This window comes from Thermodesulfobacteriota bacterium (genome assembly GCA_026415035.1).
Taxonomy (GTDB): Bacteria; Desulfobacterota; BSN033; order BSN033; family UBA1163; genus RBG-16-49-23.
Genome location: JAOAHX010000003.1, coordinates 59824 through 78353, shown reverse-complemented (window position 1 = coordinate 78353; position 18530 = coordinate 59824). Strand labels below are relative to the sequence as shown.

15 protein-coding genes are annotated in these 18530 nt (G+C 57.7%); 5 read left to right on the top strand and 10 right to left on the bottom strand.

Features of this window, described 5'->3' with window-relative positions:
- The first annotated feature begins 74 nt into the window (after nt 1-74).
- The 4 genes from N3G78_02960 (at nt 75) to N3G78_02945 (ending at nt 2921) form a co-directional block, all read left to right on the top strand.
- Entirely contained in the window at nt 75-680 is a 606-nt protein-coding gene (locus N3G78_02960; protein MCX8116879.1) for an ATP-binding protein, read from the top strand.
- A 1-nt stretch (nt 681) separates the two neighbouring features.
- A complete protein-coding gene (locus tag N3G78_02955; GenBank protein ID MCX8116878.1) occupies nt 682-1689 on the top strand; it encodes a phosphotransferase in 1008 nt (335 codons plus the stop codon).
- An 86-nt stretch (nt 1690-1775) separates the two neighbouring features.
- Entirely contained in the window at nt 1776-2243 is a 468-nt protein-coding gene (locus N3G78_02950) for a PaaI family thioesterase (GenBank protein MCX8116877.1), read from the top strand.
- A 27-nt stretch (nt 2244-2270) separates the two neighbouring features.
- A complete protein-coding gene (locus tag N3G78_02945) occupies nt 2271-2921 on the top strand; it encodes a nitroreductase family protein (protein MCX8116876.1) in 651 nt (216 codons plus the stop codon).
- Here N3G78_02945 and N3G78_02940 read toward each other — a convergent pair.
- The 4 genes from N3G78_02940 to N3G78_02925 all read right to left on the bottom strand — a co-directional run bounded on the left by N3G78_02940 (nt 2873) and on the right by N3G78_02925 (nt 8162).
- Nucleotides 2873-4153, bottom strand: coding sequence for a 2-hydroxyacyl-CoA dehydratase family protein (locus N3G78_02940; protein MCX8116875.1), 1281 nt, complete (start codon nt 4151-4153; stop codon nt 2873-2875). The genes N3G78_02945 and N3G78_02940 overlap by 49 nt on opposite strands.
- A 103-nt stretch (nt 4154-4256) precedes the next feature.
- Nucleotides 4257-5315: a TAXI family TRAP transporter solute-binding subunit gene (locus tag N3G78_02935; GenBank protein ID MCX8116874.1), complete on the bottom strand. Its 1059-nt coding sequence runs from the start codon at nt 5313-5315 to the stop codon at nt 4257-4259.
- Nucleotides 5316-5410: 95 nt separating this feature from the next.
- A complete protein-coding gene (locus tag N3G78_02930; protein ID MCX8116873.1) occupies nt 5411-6964 on the bottom strand; it encodes a DASS family sodium-coupled anion symporter in 1554 nt (517 codons plus the stop codon).
- A gap of 67 nt (nt 6965-7031) precedes the next feature.
- Nucleotides 7032-8162 (bottom strand): 2-hydroxyacyl-CoA dehydratase family protein, encoded by a 1131-nt coding sequence (locus N3G78_02925; GenBank protein ID MCX8116872.1) that lies wholly within the window; start codon nt 8160-8162, stop codon nt 7032-7034.
- A gap of 104 nt (nt 8163-8266) precedes the next feature.
- Between N3G78_02925 and N3G78_02920 the strand changes: the two genes are divergently transcribed.
- Nucleotides 8267-9580 (top strand): D-alanyl-D-alanine carboxypeptidase, encoded by a 1314-nt coding sequence (locus tag N3G78_02920; protein ID MCX8116871.1) that lies wholly within the window; start codon nt 8267-8269, stop codon nt 9578-9580.
- A 3-nt stretch (nt 9581-9583) separates the two neighbouring features.
- Here the strand turns inward: N3G78_02920 and N3G78_02915 are convergent, their stop codons facing one another.
- From N3G78_02915 to N3G78_02890, 6 genes are all read right to left on the bottom strand, one after another.
- On the bottom strand, nt 9584-10555 hold the full coding sequence (locus N3G78_02915; GenBank protein MCX8116870.1) for a hypothetical protein: 972 nt from the start codon (nt 10553-10555) through the stop codon (nt 9584-9586).
- Between the two features lie 193 nt (nt 10556-10748).
- Nucleotides 10749-11744 carry an ABC transporter substrate-binding protein gene (locus N3G78_02910; GenBank protein ID MCX8116869.1) on the bottom strand — a complete coding sequence of 332 codons (996 nt, stop codon included), beginning with the start codon at nt 11742-11744 and terminating at the stop codon, nt 10749-10751.
- Nucleotides 11713-15033, bottom strand: coding sequence for a carbamoyl-phosphate synthase large subunit (gene carB, locus N3G78_02905; GenBank protein MCX8116868.1), 3321 nt, complete (start codon nt 15031-15033; stop codon nt 11713-11715). The genes N3G78_02910 and carB overlap by 32 nt, the downstream gene beginning before the upstream one ends.
- A gap of 44 nt (nt 15034-15077) precedes the next feature.
- Complete coding sequence (carA, locus tag N3G78_02900; GenBank protein ID MCX8116867.1) at nt 15078-16211, bottom strand: glutamine-hydrolyzing carbamoyl-phosphate synthase small subunit; 1134 nt, start codon at nt 16209-16211, stop codon at nt 15078-15080.
- Nucleotides 16212-16354: 143 nt separating this feature from the next.
- Complete coding sequence (locus tag N3G78_02895; protein ID MCX8116866.1) at nt 16355-16642, bottom strand: antibiotic biosynthesis monooxygenase; 288 nt, start codon at nt 16640-16642, stop codon at nt 16355-16357.
- A 93-nt stretch (nt 16643-16735) separates the two neighbouring features.
- A complete protein-coding gene (locus N3G78_02890; protein MCX8116865.1) occupies nt 16736-18511 on the bottom strand; it encodes a hypothetical protein in 1776 nt (591 codons plus the stop codon).
- Nucleotides 18512-18530 lie beyond the last annotated feature (19 nt).

Sequence of the window (18530 nt, the reverse complement as noted above, 5' to 3'; positions counted from 1 at the left end):
GGCATCGCTATTCAGATCCCTTACCCAGGGAGGATCGATGGGGGTCTTCACCCTGACATAAGGAGGTTCATGCGATGGAAAGGCCGTTCGTTGAGGTGATCGATTCCGAGGTGCCGAACAATTCGGTGCTCATCTCGGTCGGGCTTCCGGGAAGCTGGAAGAGCCCGGTGACCGAAGAGATCTCGAGGAGGAAGGGATTTCAGATCCTCCGGTCGGATATGATCCGGCTCGAGGTCCTGAAGGGGGAGGACATCTTCGACAACAGGATCGCCTCCGATCCCGGCCGACGGATGAGGGTTTACGAGGAGATGTTTCGAAGGGCAAGGGAATTTTTGAAGACCTCAGGAGAGGGCCTCATCTTGGATGCCACCTTTGTCAAACAGGATCTGAGGGTGGAGGCAGCCGGGATCGCCCGGGAGGCTGGCCGGCCCTTTGTGATCGTGGAATGCGTCTGCTCCGAGGAGAAGTCGATCGAGAGGATCCTCAAAAGGACCAAGGAGAATTACGAGTCCAATGCCCTGACCCGGGAGGCCTACCTCAACAACAAGGCCATCTTCGAGCCCATCGACCTCGAGGCCCTGAAGAGGAGGCTCGGAGGCCTCTTGCTCCTCCATCTCACGGTCAATACCGAATCGAACGAGGCCCCGGACTGGATCATCACCAAGATCGATCAAAGATGAGATGGATCTCGCGCTTTTGAAAAAGGCCCTCCAGGATCCTGCTGCCTACCCGGAACCCCCAGGGGAGATCCGGTTCGTCGAAACCCATATCTCCCTCGTCTTTCTCACAGGAGAGTTTGCCTACAAGGTGAAGAAGCCGGTCAACTTCGGTTTTCTCGATTTCACCACCCTTGAAAAGAGGAGGCATTACTGCGGACAAGAGGTGGTCCTGAATCGGCGGCTTGCCCCGAGCCTCTACCTGGGGGTCGTGCCCATCACCGAAAAAGACGGTCGGATCTCTTTGGAGGGAGAGGGCCATCCGGTGGAGTTTGCGGTGAAGATGAGGCAGGTCCCGGAGGATTTTTTGTTGGATCGGTGGCTGAAGCGAGGGGAGCTTCACCCTCCCATGATGGAGGCCGTGGCGGAGATCTTGGCGAGATTCTATTCGGAGGCGGCGACCGACGATCGGATCCAGAGCTTTGCCAGACCGGAGCGTGTCAAACAAGATACGGACGAAAACTTCGAGCAGACGGAGCGATATATCGGCCACACGATCACCCAAGAGGTCTATTCGGAGATCAAGGAGAAGACCGACCAATTTTTTCAGACCCGAGAAGGACTTTTTTACCAGAGGATCCGCGAGGGACGGATCCGAGACTGCCACGGAGACCTTCGGCTCGAGCATATCTTCTGGGGGCCGGAGATCGCCATCATCGACTGCATCGAATTTAACGAGAGGTTCCGCTATACCGATGTGGCCGCTGACCTCGCCTTTCTGGCGATGGACCTGGACTACCATGGGAGGGAGGACCTGAGCGGCCACCTGATCCGTTCCTATACGATGCGATCCGGAGACACGGGATTGGCCGCTCTTCTCGACTTTTATAAATGTTACCGCGCCTATGTCCGGGGCAAGGTCGAAAGCTTTCGTCTCGACGATCCCCATCTCCCAGAGGGGGAGAGAGAAGGGGTGCGAAATCGGGCGGAGAAATATTTTGCGCTGGCCCATCGTTACTCCCAGCGATTTTAAACCATGGGATTGGCCTAAAAGGGGGAGAAAGGAGATGGGAGAGCCTGTCATGGCGTGGGAGGCCGTTTTGGATCAGGAGGTCTTCGATGAACGATGACCAATTGAATCCCGCCTATAAGGAGGCCGTTGCAAAAGTGGTCAATCGGTCTCCCTATTTTTCCCTCCTCTCGATGGCCGTCAAGGAGTTGAGGTGGGGGAGGTCCTTTCTGGAGGTAGAGCTGGCCGAGAAACATCTCCAACCCTTTGGCAACGTCCACGGAGGGGCCATCGCCTCCCTCGTCGATGCGGCCACCTTCTGGGCGACCTTCCCCCAGGTGGAGAAGGGCCATGGATTGACCACGGTGGAGATCAAGGTCAACTACCTGGCCCCGGCCCAGAAGGGAAGGCTCCTCGCAGAGGGCCTGTGCCTCAAGATAGGGAAGACCCTTGCCTTGGGCGAGGCCTTCGTGAGAAACGAGGAGGGGAAGCTGATCGCTCACGGAACCTCGACGATGATGGTCCTTCCCGGTTTGACCGTACCGGGATACGAGGACCTTCCCCCTGCCCGACCCTAAAACCCGTAAGAAGAAAGGGAGGCTCCGATGAACCTCGAATCCCTGGAAAGACTCCTCAAGGCCAGGCGTTCGGTAAGGAGATGGAGAGCCGAAGAAGTACCGGATGAACTTCTGAGAAAGGCCGTGGAACTGGCCACCTGGGCTCCCAACGGGGGCAATTACCAGGGGTGGTATTTCGTGATCGTCAAGAATAGGGCGGTCATCCGGGCCATGGCCGATGCGGTGCAATCGGCTGTCGATACGGTGGCCTCCTGGCCCGAGGCCCGATCGTGGGACGAGGAGGTGAGACGGTACCGTGCAAATGCCTCCTTTTTCAGGGACGCACCTGCGGTGGTGGGCCTCTTCGTCCGGGAGTACCGAAGCGTCATGGATAAGGTTTTGATTGAGAGGGAGGCCCATGACCCGGTGGCCCGGCGGATCATGGGTTTTCGAAGGACGGCGCCGACGGCCATCCAGAGCGCCGCATCCGCGGCCACCCTCATGCTTCTGGCCTTCCACCAGATGGGGTTGGGGGCGGTCTGGCTGGCCTCCCCCCTCATGGCCAAGGAGGAGATCGAACGGATCTTGCAGGTTCCTTCCGAGATGGGTCTCGTCTGCCTGATCGCGGTCGGCTACCCGGACGAATCCCCTCAGAAAGAGAGGAGGCCTGTCGAAGAGGTGATGCGGTTTGTTGTTTGAGCCTCTCGTTTTCCCTTGAGAATATCGAGGAAGATGAGGATCTGCTCCTCCACCTCCTGGGAAGCGTAGGCCCGGGAGTCCGTGTGGTCTGCCTCGAGGATCAAGCCCGGCCTTCCGGTAAGCCTTGTCACCTCCCGCCTCATATCGTATTGTCCAAGAGAGTAAGGCTTACAGCTCCGGTTGGAGTGCATGATGAACCCGTGAGCTTCGTACTTTTCCACCAGTTTTGCCATCTTCTCAATTTTATACGAGAGGCTTCGATTGAGGTGGATGGTCGCATAGGCCCGGGCCATGGCCTCGAGAGAATAGGTCAGGTTGGGCTCTTCCATCGCCCAGGCGGAGGTATAGGTATCTGCCACGAGCACGGCTCCGTTGGATGAAAGAATTTTCGATAGATTCCGGATATCGTACCAGATGGGGATGTTGTCCCAGACCAAGCGGATCTCCTCCCGGGCAAAGGCGCCTGTCTTGGTCTCAACTCTCTCCTCCAGTTCCCTCTTCAGCTTTTTGTAATATCGAAGGGCCCAGCGGGTTCCTCGAAGCGTCACGATCGGGGCCATGTGGATGAAGGCATCGAAGGCGGCAAAGGGCGCAGGGTGAAACCGCGAAAGGTCGAGGATCTCCCTCCAGAGGGTGATCGTTTCGAAAGAACGGGAGACGACCCTCTGAAACCGCCTTTCCGGGAAGGGCCGGTTCATCCGATTTTCGAGAAAGGCGACGTAGTCCTCCATCTGCTTCTCGACATACCGAAGGGTGTGGGGGGAGAGGTCGTCATGGATGAAAGGGGTATCGAGAAGGAAGAGCGGGACCTTGAGGGCACGGGCCTGGATCTCGTACCACTTGATCACGGTACCGCAGATGTTGTTCGCACAGATGAGAAAGTCAGGCCTGGGAAGGCGCCCAAGNGGCCCCCTTCCCGTCAGGGAGGAGCCGATATCGGTGAGGGCATAGGAACAGAGGTCAGGGGAGTATCCTTGCTGCTCGGCCGCCTCGCAGAGTGAAGGAGACATTCTCGAGGCGCCGCACATGGCCCCATAGTTTTCCGGATAAAAGGGCAGGATGCCCATGGCATAGAGGGGCTCGACAGGGGCGCCGCTCGTGATCCAGGCCACCTTCTTGCCGAACCAGGCAGGGTGCTTCACCATAAAATAGTAAGCCATCATCAGACGACGATAAGCGCCCGTGGAGCGGAGCTTTCGGTAGGGGTTGTCCTGGAATCTATTTTGGCCCATCTTAAGGGTCATTCTTCGCAAGTCTAAGGCCTATCCAATATCCTGTTCCCGGCCTCCGCGCCTTCCCCAAAAAAGATTCGAAGAGGTGGCAAAAGGGGCCATCTCAATACACCAGGATCCGTTGCGGGATCGGAATATTCTTCTCCTTGTAATATCTGGCCGCCCCTGGGTGGAGGGGAACGGGGCTGTGGACGATATGCTCCGGCCTCGTCTCCTTGGCCGCAGGGTGGGCCGAGATCAACAGGTCCACATTTTCGAAAGTCCGTTTCACCACCTCATAGACCAGGTCCTCCGGCGCGTCTTTGTGGACGATCATAAAGTTCCAGACCGTGATCGTCTCCACCTCATTCTCGGCATTGCACTTATAATATCCTTTGGGAATGGTCCCTAAGGCGAAATGGGGGTATTTTTGAATGAACTTCTCTGCTTCCGCCCTGGGGATCGAAAGGAGGTGGATCTCTTGGGTCGTTTCCATCTCTTGGACGAGCATCCAGGGAAGTCCGACGGCCTGGGCATTGGCATCGAGGGCCCCTTCCTTGAATTGTTGGTTGAGCCTCGCTGAGTCCCCTCTCACCATTCTGGCTGTTTTTATGCCTGCCATTTCAAGGAGTTTAGGCCAGTAGGTGGCGGCCGTGCCACCGGAGGGGCCCACCCCGATATTCTTTCCGTTGAGGTCGTAGAGGCTTTTGATGCCCGAGGTCTTCTTGACGTAGATTTGGAAATAAGAGGCATACATGGGAAAGATGATCCTTATGTTCCGATATTTTTTCCCCTTGGCCCAGCCCTCTCCGTGCCATCCTTCCCACAGCGGACTCGACGTGACCATTCCGAGATCCAATCTTTTCCCGTCCACCAACCGGGTGTTGGGGAGGGGTCCGCCCGTGATGACCATATAACCCGGGACGCCTACCTTCTCCTCCAGTAATTTTGCGAATCCACCGCCCCACATATAGTAGGTCCCACCCACCGGAGCCGAACCTATCGTCAATTCCTTAGGCCAACCCGGTTTGACCTTCACCTCACGTTTGAGGTCGGAGATCTCGTCCTGATCGAGGAGGATCACCTCCTTCGGCGTGCCGGATCGGACCTGGGCTCCGCTGACCGGAAACGAAATGAGAGAAAGGACACATACGACCATCATCGAGGACAAAAATGGCTTCATTTCGAGCCCTCCTTTTGATCATCGCCGGACATCTCCCATCTTTTTCCCGGCACCCTTTCGTCCGTTTCCCAATCCTCTCCATCCTTCTCTATGGTTTAGGCCAGACCGAGGATCGGAAGGATGATCCTCAGACCGATCCAGATGACGAGGCTTCCCAAAACGTCGTAAAACACCCCTGCCCGGATCATCTTCGTGATGGGGACCATGCCCGAACCATAGACGATCGCGTTCGGCGGGGTGGAGACGGGCAACATGAATCCCCAACTGGCTCCCAAGGTGGCCCCGATCGCCGGAGGGATGGGATTGACCTTCGCGGCCATGGCCAGGGCGATCATGACCGGCACCACCATGTTGGCGGAGGCCGTATTCGAGGAGGTTTCGCTCACCAGGATCGCGATGAGGATGGCGCCAAAGGTGATGCCCCAGAGAGATGTGGCGCCGCTGAGCTCGAGCAGTCCCTTGCCGATCACCTCGGCCAGTTTGGTGCTGAACATGAGATTGCCCAGGGTGATGCCACCGCCGAACAGAAGTAAGGTGCCCCAGTCGATTTTCACGGCCTCCTTCCAAGTAAGGGTGAATCGCCTCTCCCTCCAATTCACCGGAAGCAAAAAGAGGAGGCCTGCCCCGATCAGGGCGGCCACGCCTTCCGGCAAGTACTTGGCGTATTCTTTCGAGATCGTCGCCTCGCTTCCGTAAAGGAGGGCCAAAATACCAGGGGCGATCCACAGGGCGACCGTGAGGCAGAAGGCGAGAAGGGTGTTCTTCTCTCCACGGGTCCAAGGGCCCAATCTTTTCCTCTCCCGTTGGACATATTCCTGACCCCCTCGGAGGGTCGCCAGCTCCGGCTTGTGCAAGAAATAGAGAAGGAAGAAGAGGAGGCCGAACAGGAGGATCAGGAGGGGGACGCAGATCAGCATCCACTGGAAGAAAGGGATCCTCACTTTGCAGTAGTTTTCGATCATGGCGATCCCGATCAAGTTGGGCGGCGAGCCTACGGGCGTGCCGATCCCTCCCGTGGAGGCGGCGTAGGCGGCCATCAGCATCATGGCGGTTCCGAACCGGAGCCTCGTCGGCGCGATCTCCTTTCCCGTCTGTTCGGAGAGGATGCCTCCCATGGCGGAGACGATGCCGAGGCCGATGGGGAACATCATCGCCGTGGTCGCGGTATTGCTGATCCACATGGAGAGGAAGGTGCAGATGAACCCATAGGCCAAAAGGATGCGGGCCGTGCTGTTTCCCACGAATTTGAACGACATGATCGCATAGGCGAAGCGTTTATCCAGACCATGATGGGCCATGGCCTCCGCCAATAAAAAGCTACCCAGGAAGAGAAAGATGATGGGATCGGCAAAGGGAGCAAAGGCCACTTTTGCATTGGCCACCCCTGTGACCACACAGAGGGAGGTGCCCAAGAGGGCGCTGACCGGAATCGGGACGGGTTCGCAGATCCACCAGATGACGATCCAGGTGAGAATCGCTGAGAGGAGATGGGCGGCGGGGGTCAGATTCGGCATGGGGAGAAGGTAGATCACCAATCCGGCGAGGGGGCCCAGGAACAACCCGATCGTCTTGCGCCCCCTTTCGAAACGCTCTTCTGCCGCTGAAAGGACCTCTTGGACCTCGGTCCGCTTCTCGAGAGGTTCGGTCACGGTCTTTTCCCTCCTTTCTCGTCCTTCCTTCCAAAAGATGACGGGTCTTGGCCCAAGCCCCTCTCCTTCAAAGCGAGGAGAGCATCTCCACGAAGGCCTGGACCCGGGTCTTCATCTGTCCATGGGAGGTGGTCGGATCATCTACCTCGAGAAGGAGAGTAGGAATCCCTTTCGCCTCCAGGGCCTTTCTGAGATCGGGATAGTCGAAAAAATGGGGCTCGCAGTATTTATACAGGAGAAAGACCACGCCTCTGGCCCCGGTCTCCTCCACTTCTTTGGTCAAGGTCTCAACATGGGCCTCCGGACCCGAATGTTTGGTCGGGCAGAGGAAGGAGGAGAAGTATCTCTCGGCGAGGGCATTGAGGGGGTCGAGATCTTCTCGGGTCACCAGATGAAGGAACCTTGCACCGCTGCAGAGACGGTCGTGGACGACCAAGGCCCCCGCCTCCTCGATCGTGGCGATAAGGCCCGGCGGGTGGACCATATTTCCCGTAAGATAGATCGGAACGGCATCCCACCTCGCTTCCTCCATATCATTCAAGTCCCGGAGCAGTTCGGTCAGCCGTTCCAGATAGAGCGATCGATCCATCACGAAACCTGCCCGAAGGATGTGGGCCAGAGCAACCCCGGTAAGAGATCGAGGCGCTCTCCTTCGGAGCCGGTAGAGGGTTCGGATCTTCTCCCGGATCTGGTTGAAGAGGTGGATGGACTCCCCGAGACGATCCTCTGGGATGGGCTGGAGATGCTTTTCGAGAAAGGCTTTCAGCCTCTCGATCTCTGCCCTCAGATAGGGACGGGCCCGTTCGGAGGCGAGGTTGGAGGGCATCAGGAAGTCGAAGTGGAGGGGAAGGCGCTTCTGAAAGGCCCAGATGTCGGAAAGCCCCTGCATCGTATCGCAGGTATGAGAAAAGATAACCCCCTTCAGAAAGTCGAGCTCACCCGTGAGCAGCCTTTCGAGGGAGGACTTTACGAGATGGCAGCAGTTGGGGGGGAGATGGGTTGAAGCATGGGTCGGGTTGATCGTGTCTCCGAGGAGCCGATAGGGAAGGGCCCCTGCGGCATGGAGGAGTTCTTCGGGTACGTAGGGACAGAAATAACCGATCGGAACGGCCTGCTCGGGCGAAAGGGAAACCCGCTCGGGGACGCCGAGGGTGGCGATTCTTTCGAACTCCCGCAGAAGGGATGGAGCCTGTCTCATTCTCCCTGCCCATCTTAATCGAGAACGCGGCCCTTTTCAATGCCAAATTGAAAAAGAGGGGTGAATCGGTTATGAAAACAGAAAAAATTTTTTTGGAGGAACGGATGACCCTCTTGAGAGATAAAAGAAATTTCATCGTGGCCCTTCCTTTGATTTTGGGATTGGTTCTGCTGCCCATGGTCGAGGTCTCGGCCAAGACCTCCCCAAAAGGCCGAGGGAAGGCCACCCAGGGCCGTTCGATTCAGGAGCGGACCGATCCCTCCCCAAAGCCCACCGCTCCCACAAGCCAGGAAGGGCTCCAATGCGATGCCCAATCGGCCCTCCTGATGGACGGGTTGACCGGCGAGGTCCTCTTCGCCCAGAATCCGCACCAGAGGATCCCCCCTGCCAGCTTCGTTAAGGTCCTCACCCTCTACCTCGTCTTCGATGCCCTCAAGGCCGGACAGCTGAAGATGGACGATGTGGTGACGGTCAGTGAGAAGGCCTGGAGAGCGGCCTACAAGACCGATGGCTCCGCCATGTACATCAAGGTGGGCGAGCGGGTGAAGATCGAGGATCTGATCAAGGGAGCGGCCATCGCCTCCGGAAACGACGCCTGCATTGCCCTGGCCGAACATCTGGCCGGCTCGGAAGAGGCCTTCGTGGCGAAGATGAACGAGAAGGCGAAGGCCATCGGCATGCAGGATTCGCAGTTTAAAAACTCCCATGGCCTGCCTGCGGAGGGGCAGTACGTGACGGCCATGGATATGGCCATCCTGGCCAAGCGGTATATTGAAGATCACCCCGAGGCCCTTGCCGTCCATTCCACGACAGAGTTCGAATACAACGGGATTCGCCAGGGCAACCGGAATCTCCTCCTCTACAAGAACATCGGGGTGGATGGCCTCAAGACCGGATACATCCGGGAATCGGGGTACCATCTCGTAGCCACGGCGAAGCGAGATGGCCAGAGGATGATCGCGGTGGTGATGGGGTGCGATAAGGTGAAGAAACGGGCGCCGGAGGCCCAAAAATTGCTCGAGTATGGATTTAGGAATTTTTCAACGATAGAGGTGGTGAAGAAGGACGCTCCCTTCGGGCCGATCAGGGTGAAAAGGGGAAAGGTGGATCAACTTGGCCTGCTCGCCTCGGAGAGTGCCTGGGTGACGGTTCCCAAGGGAAAGGAGAGCCTCGCGGCGGTCCTTCCTCAGTTGCCGGAGTTTGTTTCGGCTCCTATCCAGAAGGGGCAGGTCCTCGGGAAACTATTAGTCCAGAAAGAAGGAAGGACCCTCAAAGAGATCGGCCTCTATGCGGCTTCGGACGTTGAGAAGCGTTTGCTCCCTCCTTGGCCATACCTCTTAACAGGATTTTTAGGGATCGCGATCCTCTGCGCCTTCGGGGTCTGGTTCTTCCGGAGGCCGAGGAGGAAGAGACACTGACCCCTAAGTCCACAGATCCTTGAAGTAGTCCACCAGGTCTGGCTTAAAGGCTTCAACCTTCTCTCTGAAACCCTCTTCGCGAACCCTGACCGACCAGAGGCTCCAATCCTCCTTAGCGGGATCCATCCCCAGCCTCTGCATCTCCCATAAGGTGTGGAGGGTGTACTGAAGGGGGTGGTCAAGACTTTCTCCCACATCCCCCACACAACACATCCGCCTCCCCTGATAGCGTCGATAGGCCTTTTCATAAAAGTTTTTCGTGGTGATGGTCCCGGGATTGGTCACCGGAAGGTCGGTGAGGGGGAGATCGGGGAAGTTCCCTTCCTTTGAGACCTCGAAGAGGCACTGGGAGTAGATGGGGACGAGGTCGACCCCTTTTTTCAGACACTCTTGATAGATCCGTTGTAACCCCTGGAGGCTTCCGCAGGCGGTAAAGAGAAAGACCTCCCTGGGACGATGGTGGTCGAACCCGCTTCGAAGGAAGGCGGCGATCGTGGACCCGGAGGCGATGACGGTATCCGGGATCAGCCAGGTCTCTCCTCCATACTCTCCGATGAAGCCCAAGGTCTGGACCTCCCAGTCCGTCCGGTCGCGGTTGAGGACCCTCTGGAGCTTCGTGAACCCGGTGGGCAGGAGGAGGTGATGGTAGGTCGGGACATTGGCAAAGGCGTGCTGGAGGTCGAAGGGATAGGCCCCTCTTAGGATGAGGTATTGGTAACAATCCTTTGTCTTCAACGTTTCGATGAAGAGTTCGACCATCGTGTTAGCGATGTATCGGATCAAGTTGAACTTGGGCCTGCCGCTGAGGCCCCTTCCCAAAAGAAAGGTCTCGCCGATCCGGCTCTCCACCACATAGATCAAACGGGGCAGGGTGGGATCGTTGAAGAGATCCCGGACCTCCCATACCCGGGCATGGCCCACCGGAGTGGTGGCGTAGGGTTTCCCGATATCTTCAAGAAAGATTCGCTCTGCCATAAAATCCTCCAAGGCCTCCGAAGCGGTCTCCCGCTGGGCTGAGGGAAGATGGAATAACCATTAACCAAATTCCAACCTCCAAATCAATACCGGCGGTCATGGCAAGGGGCTGCTGGAAATGGGACCTATCGCATTCTATCGATGGGAGAGGGGGAGAGGAGTGAGAGGAGGATCCAACCCTGAAGGCCGGGGGTTACCTCGGCATGACGCCACTCGGAAAGCGTTCGGTATAGGCTTTTTTCACATCGGGCATCCGGTCGATGAGCCCTGCCCGGAACATATCTCTGGCGATATTCTCCCATTTCTTTGGATGGAGGTATCCGAACCCCTGTCGTTTGGTATCGACGGTGACCATGAGGGCCTTGAGAGGGGCCAGTGCATCCATTTCGCGGACAAATTCGACCCTCTCGTCGAGCCTTTTCAAGATCTCGAAGGTCTCCCGGGGGTGATCGAAGGCCCATTGAAATCCCCTGTATCTTCCCGTTACGAGAGACTGGACGATCTCAGGATATGTCCTGACGATCTCCCCGGTGGTGAAGAGGACGTTCTCCGCCCAGTCTATGCCCAGGGACGGGTAATCGATGGTGTAGAATTTTTTCCCCATCTTCTTCACCTCGCGCTGGGCCGTGATCAGTTCATGATAGGTCATGGCCGAGGCCATGGGCCAGGTCCCCTGGAGCCAGGGTTTTAGGTCCCCGCCCTGATTCTGAATCCTCAACTGCTTCTCCCAGCCCTTTCCCACGGCACATTTCGCCTTGGCCTCGTACCCGGGCCAGATGGCGATGTCGCCTTTAAGGTCCCTCTTCGATTTGACCGGATGCCAGCTGATGATCCTCATCGGGCTTATCTGAAAGTCGACGCTCACCGCCACCAGATCGATCCCCTCCCTCTCCCTTGCCCGGAGGATATTTTCGGGGAGGTCCAGTCCGAAGGCGATTTGGCCGGCCCTCACGGAGTCAGCGACCTTTTGAACCGGTGAGGTGCCCGAGCCCCCCGGAAGGACCTTCACCCTCCCAAAGAATCCCTTCTCGATCGCCACCCATCCCCCAGCGGATTCCATGTGGATGCCTGCGGCCTCAAAAAGGATCACCTCCTGAGCGAGGACCCTCCAAGGGAAGAAGAGGGACAAGAGGAGCAGAGTGGCGAACATGGGGAGGTTACTTAAAGGAGGTTTGACGGAGGTCGGCATGATATTCCTGGATCGAACGGACCGAAAGGCCCTTTTTGAGAAGGGATTCGATCCCATTGACCACTGCTTCGGCGCCGGAGAGGGTGGTGATGATGGGGATGCTGTGGGCCACCGCTTGGCTCCGGATCGCCACCTCATCCGCTTTGGGTTTCTTTCCGCTCGGGGTGTTGATGACGAGGTGGATCTCCCCGTTTTTCATCCGGTCGACGACATCGGGCCTCCCCTCCCCTACTTTGAAAACGGTCTGGACCGGGATGCCGTTGCTCGTCAGGACCTTGGCCGTCCCCCGGGTCGCCACGATGTCGAACCCCAGATCGGCCAGCTTCTTGGCGATGAAGACGATGGCCCGTTTATCTTTGTTCATGACGCTGATGAAGACCCTTCCCTTCAGGGGGATGAGCGTGCCTGCAGAGATCTGGGATTTGGCAAAGGCCACGCCGAAGTCGGTATCGATCCCCATCACCTCACCGGTCGATTTCATCTCCGGGCCGAGGATCGTGTCCACCCCGTAGAAACGTTTGAAGGGGAAGACCGATTCCTTGACCGCGATGTGGGGGAGATCGACCTCTTTCAGGATGCCGAGTTCCTGAAGGGTCTTTCCGACCATCACCTTGGCGGCCACCTTGGCCCAAGGGACCCCCGTGGCCTTGCTGATGAAGGGGATGGTCCTCGAGGCCCTCGGATTGACTTCGAGGACATAGACCACGTCGTTTTTGATGGCATACTGGATGTTCATCAGGCCCACGACCTGCAGCTCCCGGGCCAGGGCATAGGTGTTCTGTTTCAACTGGTCGATCAATTCATCGCTCAAGGAGTAAGGGGGGGTGACGCAGGCGCTGTCCCCGGAATGGATCCCGGCGGCCTCGATATGCTCCATGATCCCGGCGATGAGGCAGGTGGCCCCATCCGAGATGGCATCGACATCGATCTCGATGGCGTCCTCGAGAAACTTGTCGATCAAGAGGGGATGTTCGGAGGAGGCCTCCACGGCTTTCTGGACGAATTGCTCCAGGGAGAGCTCATCGTAAACGATCTCCATCGCCCTTCCACCCAGGACATAAGAGGGCCTGACGATGACCGGATAACCGATCTCTTTGGCCACCCGCTTCGCCTCCTCAAATGAGGTGGCGGTCCCGTTGGGGGGCTGGACGAGACGGAGTTTCCGGAGGAGTTCCTGAAACCGCTTTCGGTCTTCGGCCCGGTCGATATTGTCAGGGGTCGTGCCGATGATCTTGGCCCCCGCCTTTTCGAGGGGGACCGCAAGGTTGAGGGGGGTCTGACCCCCAAACTGCACGATGATCCCGTCGGGTTTCTCCATCTCGACGATGTGGAGGACGTCCTCGAGGGTGAGGGGTTCAAAATAGAGCTTGTCCGACGTGTCGTAATCGGTCGAGACGGTCTCCGGGTTGGAGTTGACCATGATCGTCTCGTATCCGAGCTCCTTCAAGGCATAGGCCGCGTGGACACAGCAGTAGTCGAACTCCACGCCCTGGCCGATCCGGTTTGGCCCCCCGCCCAGGATCATGATCTTCTTCCTTCCCGAGGATGGGGTGGCCTCGTTCTCCCTTTCATAGGTGGAGTAGTAATAGGGGGTGAAGGCCTCGAATTCTGCCCCACAGGTATCGACCAGTTTATAGACAGGAAGGATCTGCCTCTCCTTTCGGATTTGACGGATCGTCTCTTGATCGAGGCCCAGGAGGTACCCGAGCTGGACATCGGAGAATCCCCATTCCTTGGCCCGTCTGAGAAGAGAATCGGGCAGGGGGAGGGAGGCAGGGGACTGGAGTCTCTGGGAGGGGGTGAGATCTCTCAAGGCCGCCCCGTAGGCGCGAAGCTCTCCTTCGAGCTCGACGAGCTGGCGAATGTTGGAGAGGAACCAGGGATCGATGTGAGTCAGCTCGTAGATTTCCTCCATCTTCATCCCGAGGAGGAAGGCATAGCGGAGGTAGAAGAGCCTTTCCGCATTCGGGGTGAGGAGTTTCTTTCTCACCTGATCGAGCATCTGGCCTCGGTCCCACTCCCTGGAGGAGCCGTCCCAGAGGATCTTGTCTCTCCCATCCGCCCCCAGGCCGTAACGGCCGATCTCGAGGGATCGGATCGCCTTCTGGAGGGCCTCTTTGAAGGTCCGACCGATGGCCATGACCTCTCCCACCGATTTCATCGAGACCGTCAGGGTGGGATCGGCATCGGGGAACTTTTCGAAGGTGAAACGGGGAATTTTGACGACGCAATAGTCGATGGTGGGCTCGAAGGAGGCGGGCGTCTTCTTCGTGATGTCGTTGGGAATTTCATCCAGGGTATACCCGATCGCCAGCTTGGCCGCGATCTTGGCGATGGGAAATCCGGTCGCCTTCGAGGCCAGGGCCGAAGAACGGGAGACGCGGGGGTTCATTTCGATGACGACCATCCGGCCCGTCTTCGGATGGACGGCAAATTGGATGTTGGAGCCTCCTGTCTCCACGCCGATCTCCCGGATCACCTGGATGGCCGCATTTCGCATCCTCTGGTACTCCTTGTCCGAGAGCGTCTGGGCCGGGGCAACCGTGATGCTATCGCCTGTGTGGATCCCCATCGGGTCGAAGTTCTCGATGGTGCAGATGATGACGACGTTGTCCTTTAAGTCCCTCATCACCTCCAGCTCGAACTCCTTCCATCCCAGGACCGATTCCTCGATCAGGATCTCGTTGATCATCGACCATTCGAGGCCCCGGGCGGCCATCTCCTCGAACTCCTGGATGTTGTAAGCCACCCCGCCCCCGGTGCCTCCCAGGGTGAAGCTGGGCCGGATGATCAAGGGGAATCCGATCTCCTTGGCGACCTCCAGGGCCTCTGCCAAGGAGTAGGCCAGCCCGCTTCGAGGCAAATCGAGGCCGATCCTCTTCATCGCCTCTTTAAAGAGTTTTCGGTCCTCTCCCTTCTTGATGGCCTCATACTTCGCTCCGATCATCTCGACGCCGTATTTTTCGAGCACCCCTGCCTCATAGAGGGAGACGGAGACGTTGAGGCCGGTCTGTCCTCCCAAAGTCGGAAGCAGGGCATCGGGTCGCTCCCGTTCGATGATCTTCTCGACGACCTCCGGGGTGATCGGCTCGATGTAAATCCGGTCGGCCATCTCGGGATCGGTCATGATGGTGGCGGGATTCGAATTGACGAGCACCACCTCGTAGCCTTCCTCTTTCAGGGCCTTGCAGGCCTGAGTGCCGGAGTAATCGAATTCGCAGGCCTGGCCGATGACGATCGGGCCAGAGCCGATGATGAGGATCTTCTTAATGTCGGTTCGTTTGGGCATACCTCGTTACGGTGCTTCTCCGAAAGGTCGGTCTCTATTTTCAGCTATCCCTTGTCCTTTTCCATCATCTTCACAAACTCGCCGAAGAGGTCCAGGGTATCCTGGGGGCCTGGAGAGGCCTCAGGATGATACTGAACCGAGAAGATCGGAAACCGCTTGTGTCGGAGGCCCTCCAGGGTTCGGTCATTGAGGTTGATCTCGGTCAGTTCCACCTCTTTCGGGTTGAGGGAATCGGGATCCACTGCAAATCCATGGTTCTGGGAGGTGATGTGGACCTTGCCGGTGTGGAGGTTCTTCACGGGCTGGTTGGCCCCCCGGTGGCCGAACTTCAGTTTGAAGGTCCTTCCTCCTAAGGCCAACCCGAGGAGTTGGTGACCCAAGCAGATCCCGAAGATCGGTTTCTTCCCGATCAGCTGTTTGACCGTTTCGATGGCATAGGGGATTCCCTCCGGGTCTCCGGGCCCATTGGAAAGGAGGATGCCGTCGGGACCGTAAGAGAGAACCGTTTCCGCGCTCGAAGAGGCCGGAACGACCGTCACCTCACATCCCCAGTCCCTGAGGGAACGGAGGATGTTGAACTTGACGCCATAGTCGATCACCACCACCTTCGGTCGAAAGCGGGCCTTCACGGAAGGCCGCAAAAATTGGGTGTCGTTCGATTCCGTCCATACATAGGGACGTTCGCAGGTGACCCCCCGGACCAGATCCCTTCCGATCAGACCGGGCGAGGCCTTCGCCTTCTCGATCAGGCGGGAGGCGTCGAGATCCTCGGTGGAGAGGATGGCCTTCATCGCCCCTCGCTCCCGAATATGTTTGGTGAGGGCCCGAGTGTCCATCCCTTCCACGCCCATGATCCGATGGCTGATGAGATAATCGGTCAGGGAGCGCTCGGCCCGCCAGTTGCTGAAGAGGGCGCTGTTCTCCTTGATGATGAACCCCTCCACCTTTGGGCCCTTCGATTCGACATCCTTCTCATTGATTCCGTAATTGCCGATGAGAGGATAGGTCATGATGACGATCTGTCCGGCGTAAGAGGGATCGGTCAGGATCTCCTGATAGCCGGTCATGCTCGTGTTGAAGACGAGTTCGCCCGCCTTCTCTCCGGGAAATCCGAAGGACCTCCCTTCAAAGACGGTTCCATCCTCGAGGGCCAGTAGGGCTTTCTGAACCGATTTCATCCTTCATCCCATAAAAAAAGACCCCCGATCCCTATTCAGGGGTCGAGGGTCGGTTTATCCGCTTCTACACGTTTGGCCATAACCCTACAAAAATTTTCTCCTTAATTAACCCGTCCGGCGAGAGATGTCAAGACCCTTTCATCTCAGGCATAGACATAGACCTTGGTCTTGGAGGGTTTGGAGAGAAGCTTTTCGATTTTGGCCTGGATCTTCTTCCGCTCCCGGTCCTTCTCCCAGGCCTTCCAATCATCGATGCTCTGCCAAGTGGTGATCACGATGTAATTTTGATGGTCCTCCAGCGAACGAAGCGTCTCGCCTGAGATGTAGCCCTTCGAAGAGACCGCCTTGGTTCTCAGGTCTCGAAGCAATTTGGCAAATTCCGCTTCCTTGCCCTTCTTCACCTTCCGATCGATGATGATCCGCACTGCCATTGGCCCCACCTCCTCCATCATTTTTCCTCATCCTACCAATCTTTCGACCAATTTTCAACAGAAAAATGAGGGGAAAGGGGCCCTCGGGATTTTTTAATGATATCCTTCCAATTCCCCTTTGGGGAGGATCCACTTGAAGGCCTCGGGTCCGAGCGGCTCCGATCTTCCCTCGACCTGGAGGGTGAGTTGCCCGTTCTTTCCCTTGATCCCGAGGGCAAAGATTTCCTCCAATTTTAAGAGGCGGCGCTCGATCTCGGACCATTTCTGGGGATCGAGGGGTCGGGTGAGACAGCCTCGGTGCTGGGCCTCTTGGATCTTTCCTTCGGGGTCGTAGAAGATCACCTCCCCCGCGGAGGCGCCGGCAAGGATTTTCGCCCCTCTGTAGGGGGTCTCGAGCCTTCGAAGGAGCCCATCGTATCCCCGGCACAGACCGAGCATGAGGACCGACCCTCCCATGAGGGCCTGGCAGAGGTGTTCATGGCCGGTGCCCACAATGTTGACCTCCAGCCCGGGCCCCCTCGGGTCGCTTACCGCGCAGACCCAGCCCCGATCGACGACATTTCCGAGGATGTTGAAGGTCCCGCCTTTGGCGGCATATCCGGTCACCTTTCCCGCATCGCCATGAACGGTGAGGGTCCCCGAATGCATCACCATCCCCGTAAAGTTCTGGGCGTGGCCGTGGATTCGGAGGAGGGCACCCATATTGAAGGCCCCACAATATTCGCCCGGGCTTCCGAAGATGTCGATGACCGTATCGGAGGTATCCTTTGAACCGATACCCATCCCGATCCCTCTCTGACCCTCGGCCCGGTAGACGACGAACCTCCGCCATCCCATCCGGTGGGCATGGTCGAGGAAGGGGCCGAGGACTCTGAGGGGGTCGGTGCCTTCCGGGAGGAATCCCCTGGCATCGACTACCAGGACCTCCTCTCTCTTCCCGGGTTTTTTTAATTTCCCCGCCGTTTCAAGGCCGACTTTGATCATCCCTTCCTCCCCGTTCAACCGGTCGAGGAATTGATAGATCCTTTCTCGAGCCCTGTGGAGGAGGGCTGCCCGGTCTTTTTCACCGATCTCCATCCCCGGCAATCGGTCATAGAGAGCGGTCAGCTCTTCGAAGGCCGAAAGGGGAGGAAGCTTTTGTGTGATTCGATCCAGAGCGGCCTCGAACTCCTGAAAACTCCAACCTTTGATTTGATCCCGGACCCAGATTCCATAGTCCTCTTTTCGGGAAAAGGCGGGAGGATGGGAAGGGCCATCGAATGTGGTTGTCTCCGGCGGTCGAAGGGTTTGGATTTGAACCGAGGGAAAGGTCCCTCTCGGGATCTCGATGCGGCGGCCGAATTTGTCGAGGACCTCGTGCCCCGTGATCCGGCCGGCCTCGTCATAAAAGACCCTGCTCAACATCCCAGGGTTGACCGTGAAAATCAGGGGGGCCAGGGGACTTTTGGTCAAGCCCAACCGATGGAGTTCCTCCATCCCCGCATCGCATCCCTGCTTTTCGGAACAGATGATGCTCACGAAATTCTCTCCGTCATCGTAGAGCATCGCCACGTTGGGCCGCAAGAGGGAGGGGTCGATGATGTCGAGGCGCTCGATCACCCTCCGGTAGGGATCGATCCGGCCGCAGAGGTACTGGTAAGGGCCATCGGGGGCACTTTCAAGTTCGACCTCTTGGATCCGTTCGAAGCGTTCTTTCGCCTCCGGAGGCAACTGGGTCAATGTCCAGCCCGTGGTCGGGGAGAAGGATTCCACGAGGGCATCGAAGGGATATTGAAAGTACTGGCTGAGCAGGTGGAGTTTCAGGGAGGCGACCGCCGTATCGGTCTGGGCAAGGGGGGTGAGATTGAATTGGGTGACGCGATTGAGCATCGTTCGATAATTGGTCGTC